Raw genomic sequence first — 26,323 nt, 5'->3', positions numbered from 1 at the left:
AGTCGAGACAGAGGCCGTGACGTTTGCCCTACGGACTTACAGGATCAAGGCCTACAAAGATTTCCAGGACAGAGTCACGTTTGAAAATGAAATTCCACTTGAACTCTGGCCTGGCTGGCGGTCGGGCACTCCAGAACCCATGTGGGGCATATATACATACAATGACCGACTCAACATTGATCCCGGCCTCTCACCAGCGAGCGGGACGGCTTTTATCCGAACATACAGGTATTCCACTCTAGGTAACGCGACATATATTTTTAGCATAAAGATAGGTCGAGAAGCTCCCGGCAATCCAAGCACGGTGGTATTGAACGTCAACAACATAGATATCACTCCTCCAACCTTAATCGAATCTATACACGTCATTGAACTCAGCGGTGAATTTACAGTGGCGCCGAACCAGGAAAGCATTTTGCGGATAAATATTGATACACCACAATCAGGAGCGGCAATGGCCATTCATGAAATCCTGGTAAAACTTAAAAAATAAACCCACGCAAAATCCAAACAGGCACGACCCATCTACATATTTATAAATACGCAGTTCAAGCTGAAAATACCGCCTCGTTCAACCGAGGCGGTTTTGCGTTGCCGGGCGTCGATATAAAAACTCCACTATTAACCAGTCATTCAAACAGCGAGGCTTGACCGAGATTTTTCTGCTGACCGCGAAGGCGGCGGCGTCACAGGCAATCTTCTCCCAAGAAAAAACCGCCGTTCCGCATCAACCGGAACGGCGATTTTCTAATCCATCAACGACCATTCGTCGGAGACATGTCGACACCTGTCAGATCTGACAGGTGCGCAATCGCCAATTAAGAGCTCTGATAACCCCTGCCCATTCCCAACGCGCAGGAGCTTCATTCATGACCATCTCTACCCCACCGGACAACACCGTCCTCATCCTCAGCCCGCCCATCATCAACGGCCAGACCAAGCCTGTGGAAGGTGGACACACCGGCGTGCCGTTAGTGGCCCATGATCTCATCGGCGGCGCCATTGTCCACGCCGATCCACCGTTGTCAGGCACCATGGACCCCGGCGATGTCATGGAGCTCTGGCTTGAGGGTGAACTGGTCGCACTGGACAGCAAAACCATTGAGGATCCAAACGTGCGCACCATGTTGCGCATTCCCAAGGGTCGACTGCATCCGGACCAGGTCAACAAGCTGTACTACACCGTCAGGCGTGGCAGCGACAATCGAGGCACTTCCACCCCATCGCTGGAAATCCTCTACAACCGTATCCGCCCGGGCCTGAAGGATCACCTGACCGACCCCGGCGGCCACTCCGAACTCAAGCTGCTGCTGCCCGACGTGATCAAGAACGGCGTCGGCGCGGATTTCGTCAGCGCCGAAGTGTGCGTGGCCTACCCGTATTGCCGGGCGTATGACGTCATCACCCTCACGTGCAACGGCGAACTGCTGGAACCCAAGCCCAGGGTCAGTCCGAATCAGGCGCCGCCACCGCCGAACCCCGGCGACGAAACCCCCATCACCATTTGCTTCACCGTCACCCGCGCCTTTCTGGACAAGGCGAAACGCCTGGACAACAAACTGCATTTTTCCTACACCGTCACCGATCAGATCGGCAACGGCCCGGATACCGATGCACCGTGGTCGCCGGTGCAGAGCGTGGATGAGGATCTGGATGGCAAGCGGTTGGACAAGCCCATTCTGCTGGAACGCAGAGAAGACTATCCCGGTGATGACGCGGAAACCATCGACCTGGAGAAACTGACGGGCAATCCATTGCTGCTAGACGTGCTGACCCAAGACAACCCCATGGCGCGGTATGGTTCCGGTGAAGTGTCGGCAGCTCGCACCTTTACCGAAACCCCCGTACTGGAAATAGATACCACGCCAATGCTACTGGATGGGGCACATTTGTACCCTCCACCCCCCCCAAGCAGACCAGAATATTTCCAGCCCATCGAGAAAGCGGCATACATACCTCCAGGCGCACATCAAACCCGACTAGCCTGTGGAGGGAGTCCTCCTTATGAATACCGCTCTTCCAAACCCACCGTCGCTTCCGTTGATCCGGCAACCGGCCACGTCATCTCGAAAGGAAACGGAATCGCAATGATCAGCGTGCATGACACGAAAGGAGATACCGTCAGTTATCAGGTTACTTGCGAAAACGTGTACGACCTCGTAGTCAGTGACGAAAGGCGTCTTCCATATGATCAAGCTGTCGCCTTGCTGTCATCCTTGGGTGCCCAACTCTTCACTGTTGACGAGACCCCTCTACAGAAACAGATTTACCAAGCGCTACTATTTGGAATCCAACAACCGAAAGGAAATGTTTTCATTTGGGCCACCACATTCATCCAGCCTAATGATTACTACCTTACCTATGCTTTACAAATCCCGATTCACCCAACCCATCCCGGATGGACGCAACAAAAGTCGATCGCAGACTACAATGCATATCCAATGGGATATAAATCGCGCATCGGCTGATGGAAAAGCCTCCAAGTCAGCGAATGGCATAAAAAAGCACAAAGGAGACGGATTTATTTAATAAGTGATTTAAACAGCGGGGCGCGATCGAGTTTTTTCTTTTGGCCGGGACGGCCCTTTCGCGAGCAAGCTGGCTCTCACAGGGAAAAGCATTCAAATGTGGTAGCGAGCTTGCTCACGAAGGGCCAGTGAGGTCGGCACAAATCGCCTTTTAAACCCAGGCGTTCAGAAGACACCTTCAGACACGCCTTTCAGGCTAAACACCCTTGATCCATTGCCTACAGCCACGCCAGAATTCACCAGTTTGTGCGCCTTGGGTCCGGGGGCATTTCGGTACGCCGGGATCCTTGAGCCTGGTCTGTTAACTCGCGTACGGCCGCCACCCTACCCACCCGACTTCACCCCACCGCCCCGTAAAACCGATCGTGTGTACGTCGTGCCCGCAGGCTTCAAAACGAGGAACTGCTGGCCGATGTCCGCTAATCATCGCCAATGATCTCGGCCTTCTCATCCCGCGTCGCAGCGCCTGACGTTGTTGGGAGTAGCGCTGCTGATCATGCTCGGGGAGCTGGTGGTGGATCGGATGTTGAATCACTGGAGTCGCGGGGCCGGTGCAGGCAGGCTGAAGCCCTAAAGTGATTGGGAACGACCAACACGTGCTGAGGTCGAGCATTCGATACCCGGATGCCGAATGCCGGTGTTCCAACGGACGAGGCTGTATTAGAGCCGCCGGTCGGATAACCCCGCACACCTGTCAGACCTGACAGGTGTGCGCTCTGCCTTGGCATGTTTTCATGAACTGCGTCTTCCTAAAACATGGAGGTTCATCATGAATGCAACAAGCGAACAAGATTTCCAGGAAAGAGTCACGTTTGAAAATGAAATTCCACATGAACTCTGGCCTGGCTGGCGGTCGGGCACTCCAGAACCCATGTGGGACATATATACATACAATGACCGACTCAACATTGATCCCGGCCTCTCACCAACGAGCGGGACTGCTTTTATCCGAACATACAGGTATTCCACTCTAGGTAACGCGACATATATTTTTAGCATAAAGATAGGTCGAGAAGCTGCCGGCAATCCAAGCACGGTGGTATTGAACGTCAACAACATAGATATCACTCCTCCAACCTTAATCGAATCTATACACGTCATTGAACTCAGCGGTGAATTTACAGTGGCACCGAACCAGGAAAGCATTTTGCGGATAAATATTGATACACCACAATCAGGAGCGGCAATGGCCATTCATGAAATCCTGGTAAAACTTAAAAAATAAACCCACGCAAAATTCAAACAGGCACGACCCATCTACATATTTATAAATACGCAGTTGAAGCTGAAAATACCGCCTCGTTCAACCGAGGCGGTTTTGCGTTGCCGGGCGTCGATATAAAAACTCCACTATTAACCAGTCATCAAACAGCGAGGCTTGACCGAGATTTTTCTGCTGACCGGGATGGCCTTTTCGCGAGCAAGCTCGCTCCCACAGTTTGACCGCATTCCAACTATAGGAGCGGGCTTGCTCGCGAAGGGGCAATCAGGTCCGGCGAAGCTCTTCGATGTAAACGAAGCGTTTAAAAGACACCTTCAGACACGCCTTTCAGGCTACGAATTCTTGCGCCATTGCCTACAGCTACGCCAGAATCCGCCGGCTTGTGCACCTTGGGGTCGGGTTCTATTGTGGTGCGGTCGCTGAATGTTCAGTGATCGGGTTTAGCAGCCCGGGTTATCTCTAGACGCACATGGTGTTGCCATTATGGCGGCTTTGCGTGGGGCACTTCGGTGCGCCGGGTTCTAGAGTCCTGGTCTGCTAACCCGCGTACAGCCGCCACCTCCTTCGTTAGCAGCGAACGGTGGCAGTTTCACCACTCTAGAGGCTTCACCCATGATCAAACCAACACCCAACCCACCCGAAACCGACCCCACCTCCCCCTACGAATCCCTCGATTCCAAAAAACTCCACCAAGCCGCCGACCGCGCCCTCGACCATTACCTCTGCCCACCCGGCTCCACTCCACCGCCCTTTAGCCCCCGAGCCATGTACGCCGTCACCGCCGACACCAAAAACGAAGACCTGCTGGCCAACGCCTGCGAAACCCTCGCCTCGGCCAAAACCATCGCCCAGGAATTCGCCGGACTGGTCAAACCATCGCAGCGGCGGACGCTGATGGGGATCGCGCAGTTGATCATGCTCGGAGAACTGGCGGTGAATCGGGTGCTGGATAATCTGGAGTTGCCGAATTAGTTCGGGTACAGATCGTTCCCACGCTCTGCGTGGGAACGATCAACACCGGCAAGATCAAAAGATCGCAGCCTTCGGCAGCTCCTACACTGATCCCTGTAGGAGCTGCCGAAGGCTGCGATCTTTTGCTTTGGAAAACTGGCGGAAGGCAGCCGGAGTCGAACCTGCCCGGGAACGGATGCCGTCCCCAACCGGGTTTGAAGCCCGGCCGCGCCACCGGGCGCGATTGCCTTCCTTGAACTCATTGCGCGTCGGCGTGGGCCAGCGCGTTGTCGCGGCGGATCTGGCGGGATTCGCCGAGGCGGCGGGTCAGGCCGAGTCGGTCGAAATACTCCAGATACTGAATGCAGCGTTTGCGTCCCAAGCCTAGCGCATCGCGGAAGGTTGTCACTTGGATCGACGGATTTTCTTCAGCGAGTTTCAGCAACAACGCCGCCATTTGCCGCACGGCGATGTCGCTGATGAACAGGTCGCGCACCACCTGGTGCATCAGCCCCAGCCGTGCCAGTTTGCGCAGCAGCAGGCGGACGCTGGCGTCTTCTTCGCCGAGCATTTTCGCCGCATCGCGCACCCATGGCGGGTCGAAACCGGCCTGTTCGAACAACGGCTGTAATTGCTGCCAGAGGATTTCATCGTCGGCATTCAGGCGCACCTGATGATCGGGCAGATGCAACCACGGACCACTGGCGAGGATCGAGCCGGCGCTGAGCAATTCATCCAGCAAACTGACAAACGTCGAGCGTTCCAGTGCCAGGGCGCTGAAGCGTCGCAGGCGATCGCGGTCAGGGCCCATTTGGTCGGGTTCTTGTTCGTGAAACCGCGCCAATTGTTCAAGCAAATTGAATTTCAACTGGCCCCAGCGCTGGACGTTGAACAGCAACGGCCCTTGGCGGGTGTCGATCAGACGAATGTTTTCCGCCAGCGTCCACTGCGCGCGCGGGTGGTTGAACTGGCGTTCGAGGCGTTGCGGGTCGAGGCCGCCGGGGCTGTGGTTGAGCAGTGCCGGCAGGGCCTGTTCGAGGCTGACGCTAAGGGCAAGGGTTTGCAGTTGCGCGAGGCGTTCCGGGCTGCGGCGTTGGCGGGCCGGGGCGAACGGGTCGAGGACGACGCCGCCGCCAAGGGTGCGCTGGGCGCTGGCGTCGCGCAGGATCAATCGATCGCCCTTCACCGCGTGCACCGGCGCGTTGATCAGCAATTGCGCGAACATGCGCTCGCCGGGGCTCAGGCGCGGGCCTTGCAGCAAGGCGACGCGGGCGATGACGTCCTGGGTGCCGAGGTGCAGATGCACCGGGTGAAAGTGTTCGAAGGTGCGCTCGCCGGGCAACAGCTGAAATTCGATGTCGATGCGCTGGGTCGGGGCGTGCAGCCAGTCTGCCAGCAGCCATTGGCCACGGTGGATCTGCGCCAGCTCCAGACGATCGCCGCTGAGGTTCAACGCCAAGCGTTGGCCGGCGAAGGCCCGTTCAGCAGTTTGGTTTTGCGCGTGCAGTCCGCGGATGCGCACCGATTTGCCGGCAGGCGCCAGACCCAGTCTGTCGCCTACCGCGACAGTCCCCGACAGCGCCGTGCCCGTGACCACAATCCCCGCGCCAGCCACGCTGAACGCCCGATCAATCGCCAAACGAAACCCGCCCTCACAACTGCGCGCCAGCACGTCTTTTTGCGCGTGCAACAAAGCCGCGCGCAGTTCGTCGACACCCTGCCCGCTCACACTCGACACGGTAAAGATCAGCGCATCAGCAAAAGGCCCGGGCGCGAGCAGGTCGAGCACCTGACGCTGCACCTCTTCCACCCTGCCTGTCCCGGCCCGGTCGCATTTTGTGATCGCCACTAACGCGCGGGGAATGCCGAGCAGTTCGACGATCGCCAGATGCTCGCGGGTCTGCGGCATCACGCCGTCGTCGGCCGCGACCACCAGCAACGCCAGATCGATGCCCTGCGCGCCGGCGAGCATGTTGTGGGTGAATTTCTCGTGGCCGGGGACGTCGATGAACCCGGTCAGCCCGGCACCCGCCTCGAGCTCGGCATAGAGATAACCCAGGTCGATGGTCATGCCGCGTTCGCGCTCCTGTGGGCGGCGGTCGCCGGTCTGGCCGGTCAGCGCCTGCAACAGCGAGGTCTTGCCGTGGTCGATGTGCCCCGCCGTGCCGACGATCACCGGTCGACCTGCAATTGCGGCAACTGCGCCAGCCACGCCGGCTCATCGTCGAGCTGACGCAGATCGAGCCACAGCGCGTCGTCGTCGATACGCCCAAGCACCGGAATCGGCAACGCGCGCAACGCCGCTTCCAGATTCAACAGATAGCGCCCTCGCCAGCGCTTGGACACCTGCGGGCGGCAACACAGTGCCGCACTCGGCAGGCGCGCCACCGGTTGGCTGCCGCTGCCGATCATGCCCAAGGCCTCGACTGCGCTGACCTGCCAGACCGACCCCAGGATTTCAGCGAGCAAGGGCTGCAAACGTGACGCCTGAGCGCAGATGTCGGCCTGCGGACGGGTCAACAGGCGCAGACTCGGCAGACGTTCAGCGAGACGATCCGGATCGCGATACAAACCCAGCACCGCTTCCAGCGCGGCCAAGGTCAACTTGTCGACGCGCAGCGCACGCTTCAATGGGTTCTTCTTGATCTTCGCGATCAGCTCTTTGCGCCCGACGATCAACCCGGCCTGCGGGCCGCCAAGCAATTTGTCGCCGCTGAAGGTGACGATATCTGCACCGTCCAGGAGCGCCTGGCGTACCGTCGGTTCTGCCGGCAAGCCCCAGCGGGTCAGGTCGAGCAGGCTGCCGCTACCCAGGTCCTCCAGCAATGGCAAGCCATGGGCGTGCGCCAACGCGGCCAATTCCGCGGTGGGCACCCGCGCGGTGAAACCTTCGATGCTGTAATTGCTGGCATGCACGCGCATGATCAAACCGCTGCGCGGGCCAATGGCGGCCTCGTAGTCACGGGCGTGGGTGCGATTGGTGGTGCCGACTTCGTGCAGGCGCACGCCGGCGCGGGCCATGATGTCGGGGATACGGAACGCTCCGCCGATCTCGATCAGTTCACCGCGGGAGATGATGCCTTCCTTGCGCGCGCCGAGGCTGTTGAGGGTCAGCAGCACCGCGGCGGCATTGTTGTTGACCACGGTAACGGCCTCGGCACCGGTCAGTTCGCGGATCAGGCCTTCGATCAGATCATCGCGATCACCGCGCTTGCCGCTGGCCAGATCGAACTCCAGATTGAGCGGATATCGTGCGGCCATTTGCACCGCTTCGATGGCCTCTTCGGGCAGCAAGGCGCGGCCGAGGTTGGTGTGCAGCACCGTGCCGGTGAGATTGAATACCCGGCGCACCTGACTGCGCTGCTGTCGCGCCAAGCGTTCGCCGACGCGACCGGCGAGGACTTCGGCGCCGATTTCAACGGCGGACAATTGCCCGCTCAACACGCCGGGACGCAGCTCATCGAGCAACTGACGCAGCCCCGTCAGCAACGAATCCCGGCCGTAACGCTCGGCCAACGGCGCGCACGCCGGGTGACGCAACAAGCCATCAATGGACGGCAACCGCAGGGCAACGCTGGAAGACATCAGCCACTCCTGATTCGACTGAAACAGCCCCTTGGGGAACAAGCTCCCTCCCACAAGGGTTTCAGAAGTGTAGACGCACTGTGGGAGCAAGCCTGCTCGCGAATGCGGTGTGTCAGTTAGTGTGGAGGTGGCTGACCTGACGCCATCGCGAGCAGGCTCACTCCCACATTGTTTTGTGGCGGCCTGCAAGATGAGTGCATGCAGCCAATCCCTGTGGGAGTGAGCCTGCTCGCGAATGCGGTGTTTCAGTTGGTGTGGAGGTGGCTGACCTGACGCCATCGCGAGCAGGCTCGCTCCCACAGGGGATTTGTGGCTGACCGGAATTTGTGGTCCGGCGCAACATCTGTGGGAGCTGGCAAGCCAGCTCCCACAGAGATTCGGGGTGGAATGAGGACAGTTGGTCTCCGTCAATCCCTGTAGGAGTGAGCCTGCTCGCGAAATCGGTGTGTCAGCTAGGGTGGATGTGGCTGACCTGACGCCTTCGCGAGCAGGCTCACTCCTACAGGGGATTTGTGACTGACCGGGCTTTGTGGTCCGGCACAACATCTGTGGGATCAGGCTTGAACTCCCACAGTTTCTGCACTCGTCATTCGTCTCCCGGCGCCAGCAGCAGATTAGGTGCCAGACGCTGATAACCGTCCTGGGCCAGACGCATGTCCAGCAGCAAACTGCCGAGATCCGCCGACAACGCCTCGGCTTCGGCGTCGTTCTCCAGGTAGAGCAATTTCAGGTAGCTGTTGCAGCTCGGGCAGACTTCGGCGCGCAGTGGCGCCTGCTCGGCGCTGTGCCGGTCGTCTTCCTGGCTCAGGTATTCAAGGCCCTTGCTCTGCTCGCAATACACGCACTTGACCCGCACCACGTGCCATTCGCAGGCACACAGCGAACACACCAGATAACGCAAGCCGTTGTGCTTGCCGCGATGACGAATCACCCCGGCCATGGCCGGCGAACCGCAGGCCGGGCATTGGCTGAGGCTGTCGCCGGGTTTGAGTTGCAGATTCGGCACGCTGAGCAACCAGTGGCTCCACGCGGTTTGCAGGGCCGCGCCGAGAAACGGCACCAGCGCTGCCGGCACCAGCGAATACTGGCCGCTGACCAGCGCCACCGCCCACGCGCGCAACTGGCCGGGACTGGCGGCGCGCAGACTGTCCAGCGCGTCGATGACCGCAGGCTGATCCACGGGCGCGTAGCGCTGCAGCAAGGCGTCGAGCCACGGCTGCCAGGCCTCTTCGCGCACCAAGGTATCTGCCGCGAATGGTGGCAGACCGTGTTGCTGACAGGCTTCGAAACGCTGCGCATCAAACGGCGCGGTGAGCGGCGGATCGTCGAAGACCTGCTGTTGCGCCCGGCACAATCCGGCCATCAACCGCAGATAATCCGCCAACCCATTGCCTTCGGCCAGACGCGCCAAGCGCTCGGCGCGCAGGACAAACAGGTTACGCGGTGGCAGGTAAAGAAACGGCGGCGAACTGGCCGCCGCCTCGATTTCCCCAGGTTCAAGAATGCTTGGCAAAAGTCAGCCCTTTTTCGTCAGCGGTCGCTCGGGCAGATCCCGAGGCTGTTCGTCGCGGGTCACCTCGCGGTACCACAGTTCATGGTGTTTTTTCGCCCACGGCCGGCTGACCCAGCCATGCAGCATGGCGTCGACCGACCCCTTGATCCACAAACCGGCGTATATGTGCACGATGATGCTCAGCACCAGCACGAACCCGGCCAGTGCATGCAACAGCATGGCCCAGCGGATCGTGGTGATGCCGAAATACGCACTGAACCACGCGCGCCAGATCACCAGCCCGGTGAACAGCAACGCGAGCATGCACAGCAGTAAAGTCCAGAACAGCAGCTTCTGCCCGGCGTTGTACTTGCCCACCGGCGGCACGCTTTCTTCGTCGTTGACCATCACCCGGTTGATCCGCCGCAGCCACCGGCGGTCATTGGCGATGAAGAAATTGCTGCGCCAGAAGCTGAACACCAGACCGAGGAACAGCACGAACATGGCGATGCCCATGTACGGGTGCAGGATCCGCGTCCAGGTGCCGCCGCCGAACAGATTACTCAGCCAGAACAGCGACGGATGAAACAACGCCAGCCCCGACAACCCGGCCAGGAAGAACAGGATCGCCACCAGCCAGTGATTCGTGCGCTGGTTGGCGCTGTAACGCAGGATCGTCTTGTTGCTCATGGCCGCTCCTCCCCGCGTGGATCGAAGGTGTGCACCGCCGGGTCGACCACGTGCACCGAGGTATCGGGAGGCGTCGGATGTTCATCCTCTTCGACACGATTCGGGCCGATGCGCACGTAGTGGAAGAACCCGGCCAGCACCGCCGCGCCCATCGCCAACAGACCAAGGGGTTTGCTGATGCCTTTCCACAAATCCACCAGCGGACTGATCGCCGGGTGATCCGGCAGTCCGGCGTAGATTTTTGGCGTGTCGGCGTGATGCAGCACGTACATCACGTGGGTGCCGCCAACCCCGGCCGGGTCGTACAGACCGGCGTTTTCGAAGCCACGGCTTTTCAGGTCGACGATGCGTTCAGCGGCGTGTTCCTTCATGTCTTCCTTTGTGCCGAAAACGATGGCGCCGGTCGGGCAGGTTTTCACGCAGGCCGGCTCCAGCCCCACCGCCACCCGGTCGGAACACAGCGTGCATTTGTAGGCCTTGTGATCTTTCTGCGAAATGCGCGGAATGTTGAACGGGCAACCGGTGATGCAATAGCCGCAACCGATGCAGTGGTCCTGATCGAAATCGACGATGCCGTTGGCATGCTGGATGATCGCGCCGGGGCTCGGGCACGCGGCCAGACAACCGGGCTCGGCGCAGTGCATGCAGCCGTCCTTGCGGATCAGCCATTCAAGGTTGCCGGCGTCGGTTTCGTGCTCGGTGAAGCGCATCAGCGTCCATGAGTCCGCCGTCAGGTCCTGCGGATTGTCGTAGGTGCCGTGGTTGTGACCCACCTCGTCGCGCAGCTCGTTCCATTCCGAGCAGGCGACCTGGCAAGCCTTGCAGCCGATGCATTTGGTGGTGTCGATCAGCTTGGCAACGCCCTGCTGGGTTCTCACCGACGGCGGCACCGTGGTAGTGGCCGAGCGGGCAATGATGTCTTGGCTGGCCATTTACAGTTTCTCCACGTTGACCAGGAATGACTTGGATTCCGGGGTCTGAGTGTTGCCATCGCCGAGGAACGGCACCAGGGTGTTGGTCAGGTAACCGTGGCGCGTCAGGCCGGTGAATCCCCAGTGCAGCGGGATGCCGATCTGATGCACGACCTGGCCGTTGACCTGCAGCGGCCGGATGCGTTTGGTCACCACCGCGACCGCTTCGATAAAGCCGCGTTTGCAACTGACCCGCACACGATCACCGGCCGCAATGCCCTTCTCGTTCGCCAACACTTCGCCGATTTCGACGAACTGCTCGGGCTGGGCAATCGCGTTCAACTTGCAGTGCTTGCTCCAGAAGTGGAAATGCTCGGTGAGCCGGTAGCTGGTGCCGGCGTACGGGTAGTCCTTGGCCTCACCGAGGGTTTCCCAGACCGAATCGAAGATCCGCGCCGCCGGATTACTGGTGGCGTTCTTGTTCTGCGGATGCAGCGGGTTGATGCCGATCGGCGTCTCGAACGGCTCGTAGTGCTCGGGGAAAGGCCCTTCGTTCATCTTGTCGACGGCGAAGAACCGCGCCACGCCTTCGGGGTTCATGATGAACGGATTCATCCCGGCTTCCGGCGGCACGTCAGCCTTGTAGTCCGGCACGTCGGTGCCGGTCCAGGTCTTGCCGTTCCACCACACCAGACGCTTTTTCGGATCCCACGGCTTGCCCGCCGGGTCCGATGAGGCGCGGTTGTAGAGAATCCGCCGATTGGCCGGCCACGCCCAGGCCCAGCCCTGATGCTGGTGCATGCCGAACGGGTCGGCATTGTCGCGGCGGGCCATCTGGTTGCCAGCCTCGGTCCAACTGCCGGCGAAGATCCAGCAACCGGACGCGGTGCTGCCGTCATCCTTGAGCAAGCCGAAGCCGGCCAGTTGCGTGCCGGCCTTGACCGTGACGCCGCTGGCATCGGTGAAATCGCTGACGGCGGTGCCGTTGATTTCCCGCGCCAGTTCTTCCGGCGAAGGCTCGTCGGGGATCTTGTATGGCCACGACAGCTTGAGCAGCGGATCGGGAAACTTGCCGCCCTCGGTCTGATAACGCTGGCGCAGACGCAGGAACAGTTCGCTCATGATGCGGATGTCGGTCTGCGCTTCGCCGGGGCCGTCGGCGCCTTTCCAGTGCCATTGCAGCCAGCGGCTGCTGTTGACCAGCGAGCCATCCTCCTCGGCGAAACAGGTGGTCGGCAGGCGAATCACTTCGGTCTGGATTTCCTCGGTTTTGACGTCGTTGTACGGCCCGACGTTTTGCCAGAACTCCGAGGTTTCCGTGGCCAGCGGGTCCATCACCACCAGCCATTTGAGCTTGGCCAGTGCGCCCATTACCCGGTTCTTGTCCGGCAACGCGGCGATCGGGTTGAAGCCCTGGCAGAAGTAGCCGTTGACCTTGCCCTGGCTCATCAGGTCGAACATTTTCAACACGTCGTAGTTGGGGATGTCGAGCTTCGGCAAATGGTCGAACAGCCAGTTGTTCTCGGCGGTGGCGTTGGCGCCGTACCAGGACTTCATCAGGCTGACGTGGAATTTGCTGTAGTTCTGCCAGTAAGAGAGCTGCCCCGGTCTCAACGGCACCTGCGTGCGTTTGAAGATGAACTGGCCGTAGTCCTGCTCGCTGTCGCTGGCCAGAGTGAGGTAGCCGGGCAAGGCGTTGGACAGCAGGCCGAGGTCGGTCAGGCCCTGAATGTTCGAATGCCCGCGCAAGGCATTGACTCCGCCGCCGGGCATGCCGACGTTGCCCAGCAGCAGTTGCACCATCGCCGCGCTGCGGATGATCTGCGCGCCGATCGAGTGCTGTGTCCAGCCGAGCGCATAGAGAATCGTCATGGTCTTGCCCGGTGTCGAGCAGGTGGCGATTTCTTCCCAGATTTTCTGCATGGCGTCGACGGGCATACCGCAGATCTGGCTCGCCAGATCGATGTTGTAGCGGCTGTAATGCTGCTTCATCAACTGATAGACGCAGCGCGGGTCTTGCAGGGTCGGGTCAACCCGGACGAACCCGTCCTCGGCGAATTCGTAACCCCAGCCGGACTTGTCGGTATAGCTGCGCTTCTTCGCGTCATAACCGCTGAACAAGCCGTCTTCGAAGCCATAGCCGGCTTTGACGATGAACGACACGTCGGTGTAGTTGCGCACGTATTCGTGCTGGATCTTGTCCTCGGTCAGCAGGTAATTGATCAACCCGCCCATGAAGGCAATGTCGGTGCCGGTGCGGATCGGCGCGTAATAGTCGGCCACCGAAGCGGTCCGGGTAAAACGCGGATCGACGACGATCAGCCGCGCGGCGTTATGCGCCTTGGCCTCGGTCACCCATTTGAAGCCGCACGGATGCGCTTCTGCTGCGTTGCCGCCCATTACCAGGATCAGATTCGCGTTGGCGATATCGGTCCAGGTATTGGTCATGGCACCACGGCCGTACGTCGGGGCAAGACTTGCCACCGTCGGGCCGTGTCAGACACGCGCCTGGTTATCGAACCCCAGCAGGCCGAGGCTGCGAATCACCTTTTGGGTGATATAGCCGGCTTCATTGGACGCCGCCGACGCCGCGAGGAAACCGGTGGTCAGCCAGCGATTCACCGTTTGCCCGTCGGCATTTTTCTCGATGAAATTCGCATCGCGGTCGGCCTTCATCAGGTCGGCGATGCGATCGAGCGCTTCGTCCCAGCCGATGCGCGTCCATTCATTGCTGCCGGGCTTGCGCACCTGCGGGTACTGCAAGCGGCCGGGGCTGTGAATGAAATCGAGCAGGCCCGCGCCTTTCGGGCACAGGGTGCCGCGATTGACCGGGTGGTCGGAATCGCCTTCGATATGAATGATGTTTTGCGCCACGTTCTTGCCGGCATCGCCCTGGCTGTACATGATCAAGCCGCAACCGACCGAGCAATACGGGCAGGTGTTGCGGGTTTCACGGGTGTGGGCGAGCTTGAAGTGACGCACCTGCTCGGCGAAGGCCGCCGTCGGGGCCATGCCCAACGCGCCCAGGCTTGAGCCTGCAAGGCCGATACCGGCGACCTTGAAGAACTGACGACGGCTGAGATCCATCGTGCACTCCTGATCAGGTGGAACCCGGTACTTGCGCCGGGCTTTATCTGGACAATCACGGTTGCGACGCCTTGGCGCCGACATTTTCACTGTAGACAAAGACCTTGCCGATTGTGTGAAAACCGACCGTCGGGAGTCTGGCCCGGATTTCCAGCCAGTACACAACCCCTGTGGGAGCGAGCCTGCTCGCGAAAGCGGTGGGTCATTCAACTCGATACTGCCTGACCCGACGTATTCGCGAGCAGGCTCGCTCCCACATAGATGGCGTTGCGCATAGAATGTCCGCCAGGACCAATCCCGCCTTGACGAGACCGCGCATGACTTTCGATTTTGATCAGCTGTTCGACCGCCACCACACCGGCAGCACCAAGTGGAGCCGCTACCCGGCCGATGTGTTGCCGATGTGGGTCGCTGATATGGATTTCGCCGCGCCACCGGTCATCATCGAAGCCTTGCAGCAGCGCCTGCTGCACCCACTGCTCGGGTACAGCGTGGCGCAGGACAACCTGCGTGAAGCCATCGTCGCCGACCTCTGGAACAAGTACGCATGGCGGGTCAAACCGCAGGAACTGATTTTCCTGCCGGGCGTGGAGTCGGGCTTCAACATGGCGCTCAAGGCTCTGGTGCAGGCACAGCAGAATGTCGTCGTGCAAACGCCCAACTATCCGCCGCTGCGCCATGCGCCGGGCCATTGGGGTCTGAACAAGGTCGAGCTGGAATTCGACGCCCAAGCCGATGGCACTTACGCCACGCCGCTGGAATCTTTGCGTGAGGCGCTCGAGGGCGGTGGCGCCCTGCTGCTGAGCAACCCGCACAACCCGATCGGCAAGGTCTTCGACCGCGCAGAGTTGCAGGCAGTGGCGGACATTTGTGCAGCGCAGAACGCGTGGATCATCTCCGACGAAATCCACGCCGAACTGTGCTTCGACGGCCGCGTACACATTCCTGCCGCGTCGCTGAGTCCGGAAATTTCCAAACGCACGATCACCCTGATGTCGGCGAGCAAGGCGTACAACATCGCCGGTCTCAAGACCTCGTTCATGATCATTCAGGACGCCGCCCTGCGCGAACGCGTTAACCACGCGCGCTGCGGCATGGTCGACAGCGTCAATCCGCTGGGCATGGAAGCCACCCGTGTCGCCTACAGCGAAGCCGGGCCGTGGCTCGCTGAAATGAAAACCTACCTGCAGGCCAACCGCGACTGGCTGGTAGACGCCGTGCGCACGCGCCTGCCGGGCGTGACCATCAATGTGCCACAGGGCACCTATCTGGCGTGGCTCGATTGCACGGCGCTGGAGCTGCGGGATCCGCAGCGGTTCTTCCTTGAACAGGGCAAGGTCGGGCTCAGCGCCGGACTGGATTTTGGCGACGCCCATCAGCAGTTCGTACGCTTGAATTTCGGCTGCCCGCGGGCGTTGCTCGAAGAAGGGATTGCGCGGATGGAGCGGGCGCTGACAAACCGCAATATCTGAGCTCAAACAGATCCCCTGTGGGAGCGAGCCTGCTCGCGATAGCGGTTTGTCAGTCACCTATTCCTGGCTGACAGACCGCTATCGCGAGCAGGCTCACTCCTACAAGGGGACCGGTGTTCAGCAGAAATCCAGCGCAAATCCGATCGAACTCAAGGCAAACCCGCCGGGTCAACCCGGAACACTGGCCTTGAAATCAGGAGACCCTGCGATGACTGACTATCCAAAACCACCCTTCCCGAAACAAGCCCAACCGGTACCCGGCTCGCAACGCAAAATGGAACCGTATCCAGACTGCGGTGAGCAAAGCTACGTCGGTTCCGGCCGCCTCGCCGGCAAGATCGCGCTGATCACTGGTGCCGACAGCGGCATTGGTCGCGCGGTGGCGATTGCTTTTGCCCGTGAAGGTGCCGACGTCGCCGTGGCGTACTTGAATGAACACGAGGACGCCAAGGAAACCGCACGCTGGGTCGAACAGGCCGGGCGTCAGTGCATCCTGCTGCCGGGCGACATTGCCGAGAAGGCTCAATGCCAGGCGCTGGTCGACCAGACCGTCGAGCGCTTCGGCCGCATCGACATATTGGTCAACAACGCCGCATTCCAGATGACCCACGAGAACTTCGAAGAAATCCCCGATGACGAATGGGTGATGACCTTCGACGTCAACATCACTGCCATGTTCAGGATCTGCCAGGCGGCGATCAAACACATGCGTCCCGGCTCGTCGATCATCAACACCAGCTCGGTCAACTCAGACATGCCCAAGCCGACCCTGCTGGCCTATGCCACCACTAAAGGCGCTATCGCCAACTTCACCGGCGGCCTGGCGCAGATGCTCGGGCCGAAGGAAATTCGCGTCAACAGCGTCGCACCCGGCCCGATCTGGACACCGCTGATCGTCTCGACCATGCCCGATGAAGAAGTGCAGAACTTCGGCGGCAGCACCCCGCTCGGCCGTCCTGGCCAACCAGTGGAAGTCGCACCGATCTACGTGCTGCTGGCCTCTGACGAAGCCAGCTACATCACCGGCCAGCGCTATGGCGTGACCGGCGGCAAACCGATGCTGTAACCGTGCAGCAGAAAAACTGAACCCGAGCGGCATGACATCCCTCCATACCTGTAAGCGCCTACGGGCCATCAGGAACAGGAGGTTGTCATGTCCGCCCCCCTCGTCAGACTCTTCACCCAACCCAACTTCGCCTGGACCGATATCCGCCGCGAAGAAGAAACCCATCCCCGCCATTACCTCGCCCATTTGCTGTTGCTCGCGTTGATACCGGCCGTGTGTCTGTTCATCGGCACGACCTATGTCGGCTGGAGCCTCGCCGTGGGTGAAAACGTGCGCCTGAGCACGGCCAGCGCCCTGCAATTGAGCGTGCTGCTGTACGTAACGATTGTTGCCGGCGTGGCGATCATGGGCGGCTTCATTCGCTGGATGTCGCGGTCATTCGATGCGCGCCCGACGCTGAATCAATGCATCGGTTTTGCCGCCTACACAGTGACGCCATTTTTCATCGCCGGGATTGCCGGGCTGTATCCGAGTCGCTGGCTGGCGATTCTGGTGCTCGGCGCGGCGTCGATCTATTCGACATTCCTGCTGTTCGTCGGCCTGCCGACGTTCATGCATGAGCGCAAGGAACAGGGCCTGTTGTATTCGGCGTGCGTGTGGGGCGTTGGCCTGCTGGTGCTGGTGACCATGCTGGTGTCGATGATCCTGTTGTGGTTCAACGTGCTCATCCCCGAGTACCTGCGCACGACCGTGAGCTGACCCGGTGCGCCTGTCCTTGAACATTCATTGCAGTGAGCGGTCATGAGTTTCGGCGTATGGGTTGCGGTGCTCGGCGCCGTGCTGCTGATGCTGGCCCTGACGTCGTCGTGGTTGCGCTGGATGCCGGTCACCACCTCAGCGGTGTGCCTGTTGCTGGGCATCGCCATCGGTCCGAGCGGTCTCGACCTGCTGAAACTGTCGCTGGAAGAATCGTCGTTGTGGATGGAGCACCTGACGGAAGTCGCGGTGCTCTTTTCCTTGTTCGTCTGCGGGCTGAAGCTGCGTTTGCCCCTGACCAACAAAACCTGGCGCATTGCGTTCGGCCTGGCGGGTCCGGTGATGATCCTGACGATCATCGGCGTCTGCGTGTTGCTGCACTGGGGCCTGCAATTGGCATGGGGACCTTCGCTGCTGATCGGCGCGATGCTGGCGCCGACCGACCCGGTGCTCGCGGCGCTGGTGCAGGTCAACGATGCGCAGGACGTCGACAGCGTGCGTTTCGGCCTGTCCGGTGAGGCGGGTCTCAACGATGGCGTGGCCTTCCCTTTCGTGATTCTCGGCTTGCTGTTGCTGCATGGTGACGGCAGCGCCGGCGAGTGGCAGCACTGGGTGATCCGCAGTCTGTTGTGGGCGGTGCCGGCGGGTCTGCTCACCGGTTACTGGATGGGCCGCGGCATCGGCCGCATCGCGCTGTCACTACGCATCCACAACGAGGACAGCACTCTCGGCCCCAACGATTACCTGACCCTCGCGCTGATCGCGCTGTCCTACGTGGTCGCCGACGCCATTGGCGGCTACGGCTTCCTTGCAGTGTTTGCCGCCGGCCTCGGCTTGCGTCAGGAAGAAGTGAAATCCACCGGCATTACCGAAGTACCGGCCGAACATCTGGTGCAGCCGGTGGTCGGCCATCAGAACGTCGAACCGGAGAACGCTGTGCATGGCGACACCGAACAGCTGGAAGACAGCCAGGTCGCGGCGGGGATCATGATGGGCGACATGCTCGCTTTTGGCAGTCTGGTCGAGCGGGCGATGGAGGTGTTTCTGGTGACCTTGCTCGGCGTCGTGCTGATTGCCCACTGGGACTGGCGGGCGCTGTGGATCGGCGCCGTGCTGTTTTGCCTGATCCGTCCGTTGAGCGTGGCGCTGATGCCGTGGGGCAAGCTGCTCAGCGGGCCGCAGCGTTTGTTGATCGGCTGGTTCGGCATACGTGGCATCGGCAGCTTGTTTTATCTGTTCTTCGCGCTGAACCATGGACTGGATTCCGACGTGGCCAAGGTCTGCACCGACCTCACCCTGTCGGTGGTGGCCTTGAGCATCCTGCTGCATGGCATCAGTACACAGCCGATGCTGGCGCGGTATGAAAGCTTGAAGCAACGAAAAAGCTGATTCTTCCGGCGCTGCGGTTTGCCGGAAATCATCGAAGATTTTTCTGCAAAAAAATGGATCGCCGAGCGCGCCCCAAGGGTCACAACTTTAACCGCGCCAATCATCCAGCGCGGCCCGGCAGGTTCGGTTCCCCTGCGGTGCATAGCCTGTCAACGGAACCCCGACACAAACAAGGTTACAGTCATGAACGAATGCTCGACTCCTGCGCAAATCAAGGCTTGCAGAGCACTGGCTCTGGAACGCAATCGTCAACTGTTCGAAGAAGCCCACGAACTGAACCGAGCGGCCAACGCGCTGCTGGAGCAGACGCCGATGGACTTCGAACGCTTTGAGCAATACCGGGCACTGCGCAAGAAAGCCGACGCGAAATTTGAAGATGCGATTGATCATCTGTGTGTGCTGAACGAGGATTTCCCGCCGATTCCGGCGGCGGTGCAGAATGCTGTTACTGCGCGGCGTGAGCTGGAAACGGCGTGATAAAAGTCAAAAGCCCCTCACCCTAGCCCTCTCCGGAGGGAGAGGGGACTGACCGGGGTGTTCTTTCGTTATTCATCGACCTGAAAAATCGAGTCGACTACAAGTTTTGAAAAGCGTGAAAATCGGCTCCCTTTCCCCCTCGGCCCCTGGGGGAGAGGGCTGGGGTGAGGGGGTAAGATCTCACAGACACCACAAAATCCAGCACCTGTCCCCTGCCCCCGACCAACCCACCTCAAGGATTGGTCACCTGAATAAACACCGCATACACCCCCAACATCACCCAGAACGTCGCAAAGATCCAAGGCGTGCGCACCGAGAACAGCAGCGACTTGCGATAGCCCTTGTGGCTCGATTCCATTTCACTGAACAGCGGCGATTCGTCATACGCCGCGCCCATCACCGGCTCGCTGTGCAGCAACTGGCTCTGCTTGAAGTGCCAGTGATCGATGATGTCGTACGCCGCGCGAATCCCCGGCCAGGCATTCAGTGAACTGAGCACGCCAAGCAGTGCCAGAAACGGCGGCACGACGAGGGTGAACATCTTGCCCCACTCCGGATTGAGGTTGGCCATGCACGAGGCGAAGGCAATTACCAGAAACGACTGCGCTGCCAGGTAGGCGTCGGTGCGGTTGGCGAGGATGCTGGTTTCGTACTGGATTTCCCGGCGATAGAAATCCAGCCGCTCCTTGGGTGAGCCAAACATCTTGGCGTCGTGTTCGGCCAAGGCTTCTTCAACAGCGCTTGGCTGGGTCAATATGCGAGGCAAGAGACGTGCCCTCCAAAAGTGAACAAGATCTTTTGGAAAGGCACGCGTCCAGACTAGTTCAGCCGGATCGACCAGCGCGTCACTTCATCGACTGGGCGATGATCTGCACCAGATTCAACTGGGTAAACGGTTTCGGCAGGCGCGGCAGTTCGGCGGCGAAACCTTCCAGGCGTTCGGCGTAACCGGTGGCGAGAATGATCGGCAGATCCGGCTTTAGCAGGCGCAACGCGTGGGCCAGTTGCGCGCCGCTCATGTGCGGCATGGCCATGTCGGTGATCACCAGATCGATCACCTCGCCTTGATCGAACATCGCCAGCGCCTTGGCACCGGAGGTCGCACCGATGACGCGATGGCCGAGGTCTTCGAGGAGCAGGCTGGTGCTGGTCAGCACCAGTGAGTCGTCGTCGACCACCAGCACACTGAGCCTTGGCACCGCAATGGGCGCCGCGTTGCTATAGACCGGTCGGCTGACTGGACGCTCAAGCGCCACCGGAATCCACAGCTCGGCGGAGGTGCCCCGGCCCTTCTCGCTCTTGAGAATAAAGCGCCCGCCCAACTGCTCGATAAAGCCATGCACCATCGACAAGCCCAGCCCGGTGCCCTTACCCAAACCCTTGGTGGTGAAGAACGGGTCACGGGCGCAGGCCAACGTGGCTTCGTCCATGCCTTCGCCGCTGTCGATCAGGCTCAGGCAGACGTAACGGCCCGCCGCTAAAGTCGAATGAGTTTGCTCAAGCACCACTTCCGCCTGCGCCTGGATGACCACCGTGCCGCCACCGGGCATGGCGTCGCGGGCATTGGTCGCCAGATTGAGAATCGCCAGTTCCAGCTGATTGCTGTCGGCCAGCACGGGCTGAAGATCTGCAGGGAAGCGCGTTTCGATACGAATCCCCGGCCCCAGCGAGCTGCGCAGCAGCCCGGTGATGCCTCGCACCAAGTGCGGGATATCCACCGATTCGGTTTTCAGTTCCTGGCGACGGGCAAAGGCCAGCATGCGCTGGGTCAGCGAGACTCCGCGCAAGGCGCCTTGAGTGGCATTCTCCAGTAGTCGAGCGATTTTCGGCGCGTCGCCGATGCGCTTCTGCACGATCTCGAGGTTGCCGAGAATCACCGTCAGCAGGTTGTTGAAGTCATGGGCGATACCGCCGCTGAGTTGGCCGATCGCCTGCATCTTCTGCGCCTGGAACAACGCCTCGCGGGTCTTTTCCAGGGCCTGCTGCGCTTCGTGCGCCTCGGTCACATCGCGGGTGATCTTGGCAAAGCCGAGCAGCGTGCCGGTGTCGCCGCGAATCGCATCGACCACCACGTGAGCGAGAAAGCGCGTGCCATCCTTGCGCATCCGCCAGCTGCGGTTCTCGAACCGGCCCTCGCGGGTGGCAATTGCCAATGAACGCTGGGGCTCGCCGAGTTCGCGGTCTTCGGGGGTGTAGAAAATCGAAAAATGCTGGCCGATGATTTCTTCCGGCAGGTAACCCTTGATGCGTTGCGCGCCCTGGTTCCAGTTGCTGACGCAACCTTCAGGACTGAGCATATAGATCGCATAGTCGGTGACGCCCTGCACCAGCAGGCGGAACTGCTGTTCGCTTCGCTTGAGGGTCTCTTCGGCCATTTTAAGGTCGGTGAGGTCGCGGGTGATCTTGGCGAACCCGAGCAATTTGCCGCTGGGGTCGATGATCGGGTCGATCACCACGTGCGACCAGAAATGCGTGCCGTCCTTGCGCACGCGCCAGCCCTCGCCTTCGAAGCGTCCTTCACGGATCGCGGTGTCCAGCGCCCGTTGCGGCATGCCGTTGGCACGGTCTTCAGGGGTATAGAAGCGCGAAAAGTGTTCGCCGATGATTTCCGCTTCTTCGTAACCCTTGAAACGCTTGGCGCCGGAGTTCCAACTGGTGATGGTACCGTCGGGATCGATCATGTAGATCGCGTAGTCGACAACCGCGTCGATCAGCAGCCGGAAACGGCTGTCGTCGATCGCTGCGGTTCTGTTGTTCTCACTCATCACACTCACCAGCCACTGTCATGGGCTGAAGTATGCGTGAATCCGCCGATTTGAAAAGTGCCGGCTCGCTTTTGATCACCCACCAGCGCGGCAACAACTGCTTGATGCGGCTTTCGGCAAAGCGATCGTCGATGAGCATCACCGTGCCGCGATCCTCGCGGGTGCGGATCACCCGTCCGGCGGCCTGTACGACTTTCTGCATCCCCGGGTACAGATAGGTGTAGTCGTAACCGGCGCCAAAAATGGCGGCCATGCGCCGCTTCATCTGCTCGTTGACCGGGTTGAGCTGCGCCAGTCCCAGCGTGGCGATGAACGCACCGATCAGCCGCGCGCCGGGCAGATCGATGCCCTCGCCGAACGCCCCGCCCAGCACCGCAAACCCGACGCCCTGGCTGTCGGCGCTGAACTGGTCGAGAAACGCCTGCCGCGCGCCCTCGGCCATGCCCCGCGACTGCAGCCACTGAGTGATCTGCGGGTGGCGCTCAGCCAATAATGTCGCCACCTGTTGCAGGTAATCGAAACTGCTGAAGAACGCCAGATAGTTGCCCGGGCGCTCGCTGAACTGGCGGGCGATCAACTCGACAATCGGTTCCAGCGAGGCCTGGCGATGGTTAAAACGGGTGGAGATCTGGCTGACGATGTGCACCTGCAACTGCTCGGCACTGAACGGCGATTCGACGTCGATGCACACCGTGCCGGCGGGCGTGCCGAGCAGGTCAGCGTAATAGTTGCGCGGGCTCAGCGTGGCCGAGAACAGCACGCTGCTGCGCGCCGCAGTCAGGCGCGGGCCGATGAACGCCGCCGGCACTACGTTGCGCAAGCACAGTTGCGACAGCGGACGCTTGCGGTCGAGGTCGCGTTTGCTGATATCGAACAGGTAATGCTCGTCGTACAGCTCGGCGACCCGGGCGAATTGCAGCAGATCGAAATAGAAGTTCTGCAAACCGCTGTCGAGGCCTTGCGGATGCTCGTTGAGGTAATCGCCGATGGCCGCGCAGCACAGGGAAATGGCTTGCAGGAGTTTGTCCGGGGCTTTGTCGTAGGCTTGATACGCCGCCAGTTGCGGCGCATGCAGCGCGTTCCATTCGCGGTTGACCCGTTGCAGGGAATTCTTCAGCGCTGCCGGCGCGGTTTTGCGCACGCTGGCGAGGGTGAACTGGTCGAGACTGGCGCTGTACATCTGCCGGCCACGCTCGACGAGGTTGTGGGCCTCGTCGGCGAGCACCGCGACTTTCCACTGATTGAGCTGGGCGAGACCGAACAGCAGCGCACTGAAATCGAAGTAATAGTTGTAGTCGGCAACCACGACGTCCGCCCAGCGGGCCATTTCCTGGCTCAGATAATAAGGACACACGCTGTGCTGTCCGGCGACTTCACGCATCGCTGCCTGATCCAGCAGGTTGATCTGGCTGGCGGCTTCGCGGGCGGCCGGCAAGCGATCATAAAAACCTTGGGCCAACGGACAGGATTCGCCATGACAGGCTTTGTCCGGGTGTTCGCAGGCCTTGTCGCGGGCGACCATTTCCATCACCCGCAATGGCAAATCAGGTGTTTGTCTGAACAACACCTGACTGGCATCCAGCGCCAGTTTGCGCCCCGGGGTCTTGGCGGTGAGAAAGAACACCTTGTCCAACTGCTGCGGCGCCAGCGCCTTGAGCATCGGAAACAGCGTGCCGAGGGTTTTGCCAATGCCCGTCGGCGCCTGGGCCATCAGGCAGCGCCCGGTGCTGACGGCTTTGAACACCGACTCGGCCAGATGTCGCTGGCCAGGACGAAAATCCGCGTGCGGGAACGCCAGTTGCTGCGCGGCCAGATTGCGCGCTTCGCGGTGGGCCATTTCCTGCTCGGCCCATTGCAAAAACAAAGCGCACTGCTGCGCGAAAAACCTCTTCAACGCTTCGGCGCTGTGGGCTTCGACCAGGCAGGTTTCCTTTTCGCTGACGATGTCGAAATACACCAGCGCCAGTTTGATCTGCTCCAGTTGCAGTTTCTCGCACATCAACCAGCCGTAGACCTTCGCCTGCGCCCAGTGCAGCTGGCGATGATTGGCCGGTTGCTTGCTCAGGTCGCCGCGGTAGGTTTTCACTTCCTCCAGGCAGTTTTGCGCCGGGTCGTAGCCGTCCGCCCTGCCCTTGACCCGCAATTTGCCGAACTCGCCTTGCAGCGCCACTTCGTTCTGGTACTGCTCGCTGCGCCGCGAAGCCACGGTGCGATGGCCGACGATGCCTTCCAGCGCCGTCGGCGAGGGGGTGAAGCGCAGGTCGAGATCGCCGGTCTTGGCGGTGAACTCGCAGAGGGCGCGGACGGCGACGCTGTAACTCAAGCGCTCTGCTCCGCCCATTGCACGTAACACACGGCCACCGGCATCTGGTGCTCGTGGCAGAACTCCAGCCAGCGTAGTTGATTGTCCTGCAAGCGGTCGCCGGGGCCTTTGACTTCGATCATCCGATAGGTCTTGTGCTGCGGCCAGAACTGGATCAGGTCCGGCATGCCGGCGCGGTTGGCCTTGATGTCGAGCAGCAGGCGCTTGAACCAGTGCTTGAGGTGGTCAGCGGGAAAGCAGGCCAGCGCCTGTTCAAGCAGTGCTTCATTGAGCGCGCCCCAGAACACGAACGGCGACTGGATCCCCCATTTGTCGACAAAGCGCTGACGGATCGTCTCGGCGTAGCGGCCGTCGTCGAGCTCGCCCAGACACGCCTGAAACAGTTCGGCGCGGCGCTCGAGGAAATCTTCGCTGAGCAGATCGACCGGGCCGCGCTGGAACGGGTGGAAGAAGGCTCCCGGCAACGGCGCGAAGATCGCCGGCCAGCACAACAGGCCGAACAGCGAGTTGATCAGGCTGTTCTCGACGTAATGCACCGGGCCATCATCGGCATGCAAGTGCGCTTGCACATGGAATTCCACCGACCGCGCCGGATCGACGCGTGGCAAGTGCAAGTCCAGGCGCTCGACCGCTCTGGCCTTGGCTCGCTTGAGCGGCGGGCCACCGAGTTTGCGCCGCAGACGCGGGACGATGCGTTGCAAGCCCTGCTGCTCGGCGGCACTCTGCGGCGCCTGTTCGGCCAGCGTGCCGAGCTCCAGCGCCAGCGCATATTCGCCGCAGCGTTCGAGCACGCGGATCATCCGCAGTCGTGCGCCCGGATAGGCGCAGTCGCGGTAAACGCTCAGGGCCAGGCCGAAGTCGCCGATGCGCTCGCCATACTGGCCGATCTGGAACAACGCCTTGGCTTGCCGGCGGCGCAGCCACGGGTTGTCGAAGTGCACGGCGTTGATCTGTTCGACGATCTCCTCCAGCGGCTCACCCGCCTCGAAACGCAGTTGGCACTGATGCAGGAACAGGCAGGCGTCGACGTCTTCGCGACTGCGCAGGCCTCGGGAATCAGCGCAGAACTCGACTTTTTCATAGGTGAAGATGCCAAGGTCGGCCAGCACGAATTCCGACCAGTCCTGATACAGATTGCCGAAGAACATCAGCCGCAGGCGATCGCAAAGATCCATCAGGGTCAGGCTGAACAGGCGATCCGCCAGTTGCGGGGCCCAGGCGCGCAGGGTTTGCGCTTCGGTGAACTGGTCAGCCAGCAAGGGCAGCCATTCATCCTTGCGCCCTTTCGGCTGTTCTATGAAGGCGCCGAATGCCTGCAGCAGCTCGGCCTTGAGCAAAACATCGAACAGTTCTGCGAGGGTCAGCGCCGCGCGTTCGTCGAGCCAGCCGTGGCCGAGCAATGGCTGCGCCGCCTCAGCGATATCGCCGATTTCCACATAGTTGAGTTTGCTCGCGCGAAAATGAATGCCCTTGCGCATGACCATGCGCACCAGCAATCCCTGCGAAGCTTGCGGCAGCGTGTTGAAGTCGCGGATGAAGCCGTGTTCGCGTGCGCTCATCACATCGGCGTAACGAAGTCCAAGCCAATCAAGCACTTGCCGGAAGTTGTTGAGGTAATAGAACGGATCGTCGAGAGGGTTGGAGGTCACGGGAATTCAAAGCCACGGCA

Annotated in this window: 19 protein-coding genes and 1 tRNA gene; 9 read left to right on the top strand and 11 right to left on the bottom strand. The window is 60.7% G+C overall.

Translation table 11 applies throughout. The features are described 5' to 3' along the window. From QRN33_RS04455 to QRN33_RS04440, 4 genes are all read left to right on the top strand, one after another. Nucleotides 1–493 (top strand): hypothetical protein (locus QRN33_RS04455; RefSeq protein WP_285407346.1); only part of this gene is annotated, 493 nt, incomplete at its 5' end. Nucleotides 494–869: 376 nt separating this feature from the next. Continuing rightward, nucleotides 870–2,468 carry an immunoglobulin-like domain-containing protein gene (locus QRN33_RS04450; protein ID WP_285407344.1) on the top strand — a complete coding sequence of 533 codons (1,599 nt, stop codon included), beginning with the start codon at nt 870–872 and terminating at the stop codon, nt 2,466–2,468. 829 nt (nt 2,469–3,297) lie between these two features. After that, nucleotides 3,298–3,753: a hypothetical protein gene (locus tag QRN33_RS04445; protein WP_285407342.1), complete on the top strand. Its 456-nt coding sequence runs from the start codon at nt 3,298–3,300 to the stop codon at nt 3,751–3,753. 609 nt (nt 3,754–4,362) lie between these two features. Next, nucleotides 4,363–4,722, top strand: a complete 360-nt coding sequence (locus QRN33_RS04440; RefSeq protein WP_065616318.1) for a DUF6124 family protein — start codon at nt 4,363–4,365, stop codon at nt 4,720–4,722. Nucleotides 4,723–4,858: 136 nt separating this feature from the next. Here QRN33_RS04440 and QRN33_RS04435 read toward each other — a convergent pair. The 7 genes from QRN33_RS04435 to fdnG form a co-directional block, all read right to left on the bottom strand. Then, nucleotides 4,859–4,954, bottom strand: a tRNA-Sec gene (locus QRN33_RS04435). Nucleotides 4,955–4,960: 6 nt separating this feature from the next. Next, entirely contained in the window at nt 4,961–6,877 is a 1,917-nt protein-coding gene (gene selB / locus QRN33_RS04430) for a selenocysteine-specific translation elongation factor (RefSeq protein WP_285407357.1), read from the bottom strand. Continuing rightward, the gene (gene selA / locus QRN33_RS04425; protein WP_065616316.1) at nt 6,874–8,286 is read right to left on the bottom strand and encodes an L-seryl-tRNA(Sec) selenium transferase; all 1,413 of its coding nucleotides are present in this window, start codon (nt 8,284–8,286) and stop codon (nt 6,874–6,876) included. Before selA ends, selB begins: the two co-directional genes overlap by 4 nt. A 586-nt stretch (nt 8,287–8,872) precedes the next feature. Further along, nucleotides 8,873–9,799 (bottom strand): formate dehydrogenase accessory protein FdhE, encoded by a 927-nt coding sequence (gene fdhE, locus QRN33_RS04420; RefSeq protein ID WP_285407338.1) that lies wholly within the window; start codon nt 9,797–9,799, stop codon nt 8,873–8,875. 3 nt (nt 9,800–9,802) lie between these two features. Then, complete coding sequence (locus QRN33_RS04415) at nt 9,803–10,468, bottom strand: formate dehydrogenase subunit gamma (protein ID WP_083352723.1); 666 nt, start codon at nt 10,466–10,468, stop codon at nt 9,803–9,805. Further along, complete coding sequence (fdxH, locus tag QRN33_RS04410; protein ID WP_039761499.1) at nt 10,465–11,400, bottom strand: formate dehydrogenase subunit beta; 936 nt, start codon at nt 11,398–11,400, stop codon at nt 10,465–10,467. Before fdxH ends, QRN33_RS04415 begins: the two co-directional genes overlap by 4 nt. Continuing rightward, nucleotides 11,401–14,466, bottom strand: coding sequence for a formate dehydrogenase-N subunit alpha (gene fdnG / locus QRN33_RS04405; protein WP_227972394.1), 3,066 nt, complete (start codon nt 14,464–14,466; stop codon nt 11,401–11,403). Nucleotides 14,467–14,783: 317 nt separating this feature from the next. On the opposite strand from fdnG, the gene QRN33_RS04400 reads away from it, so the two are divergent. The 5 genes from QRN33_RS04400 to QRN33_RS04380 all read left to right on the top strand — a co-directional run bounded on the left by QRN33_RS04400 (nt 14,784) and on the right by QRN33_RS04380 (nt 19,566). Then, nucleotides 14,784–15,938: a MalY/PatB family protein gene (locus QRN33_RS04400; RefSeq protein ID WP_285407333.1), complete on the top strand. Its 1,155-nt coding sequence runs from the start codon at nt 14,784–14,786 to the stop codon at nt 15,936–15,938. 208 nt (nt 15,939–16,146) lie between these two features. Further along, nucleotides 16,147–17,004, top strand: coding sequence for a glucose 1-dehydrogenase (locus QRN33_RS04395; protein WP_042610034.1), 858 nt, complete (start codon nt 16,147–16,149; stop codon nt 17,002–17,004). A gap of 87 nt (nt 17,005–17,091) precedes the next feature. Continuing rightward, nucleotides 17,092–17,703 (top strand): Yip1 family protein, encoded by a 612-nt coding sequence (locus QRN33_RS04390; RefSeq protein ID WP_042610035.1) that lies wholly within the window; start codon nt 17,092–17,094, stop codon nt 17,701–17,703. A gap of 42 nt (nt 17,704–17,745) precedes the next feature. Further along, nucleotides 17,746–19,089 (top strand): cation:proton antiporter, encoded by a 1,344-nt coding sequence (locus QRN33_RS04385; protein ID WP_285407332.1) that lies wholly within the window; start codon nt 17,746–17,748, stop codon nt 19,087–19,089. Nucleotides 19,090–19,107: 18 nt separating this feature from the next. Continuing rightward, complete coding sequence (locus QRN33_RS04380) at nt 19,108–19,566, top strand: hypothetical protein (RefSeq protein WP_285407329.1); 459 nt, start codon at nt 19,108–19,110, stop codon at nt 19,564–19,566. A gap of 232 nt (nt 19,567–19,798) precedes the next feature. Here QRN33_RS04380 and QRN33_RS04375 read toward each other — a convergent pair whose 3' ends face one another. The 4 genes from QRN33_RS04375 to QRN33_RS04360 form a co-directional block, all read right to left on the bottom strand. Beyond that, nucleotides 19,799–20,332 (bottom strand): hypothetical protein, encoded by a 534-nt coding sequence (locus QRN33_RS04375; RefSeq protein ID WP_042610038.1) that lies wholly within the window; start codon nt 20,330–20,332, stop codon nt 19,799–19,801. Between the two features lie 79 nt (nt 20,333–20,411). Then, nucleotides 20,412–22,331, bottom strand: coding sequence for a hybrid sensor histidine kinase/response regulator (locus QRN33_RS04370; RefSeq protein WP_285407326.1), 1,920 nt, complete (start codon nt 22,329–22,331; stop codon nt 20,412–20,414). Beyond that, nucleotides 22,324–24,654 carry an ATP-dependent DNA helicase gene (locus QRN33_RS04365; RefSeq protein WP_285407324.1) on the bottom strand — a complete coding sequence of 777 codons (2,331 nt, stop codon included), beginning with the start codon at nt 24,652–24,654 and terminating at the stop codon, nt 22,324–22,326. The genes QRN33_RS04370 and QRN33_RS04365 overlap by 8 nt, the downstream gene beginning before the upstream one ends. Further along, nucleotides 24,651–26,303 carry a VRR-NUC domain-containing protein gene (locus tag QRN33_RS04360; protein ID WP_285407323.1) on the bottom strand — a complete coding sequence of 551 codons (1,653 nt, stop codon included), beginning with the start codon at nt 26,301–26,303 and terminating at the stop codon, nt 24,651–24,653. Before QRN33_RS04360 ends, QRN33_RS04365 begins: the two co-directional genes overlap by 4 nt. Nucleotides 26,304–26,323: the final 20 nt, after the last annotated feature.

It is taken from the genome of Pseudomonas sp. FR229a, from assembly GCF_030209115.1.
Lineage (GTDB): Bacteria > Pseudomonadota > Gammaproteobacteria > Pseudomonadales > Pseudomonadaceae > Aquipseudomonas > Aquipseudomonas moraviensis_A.
Note: the sequence above shows the minus strand (reverse complement) of the source record. Positions and strands in the feature narration are given on the sequence as shown.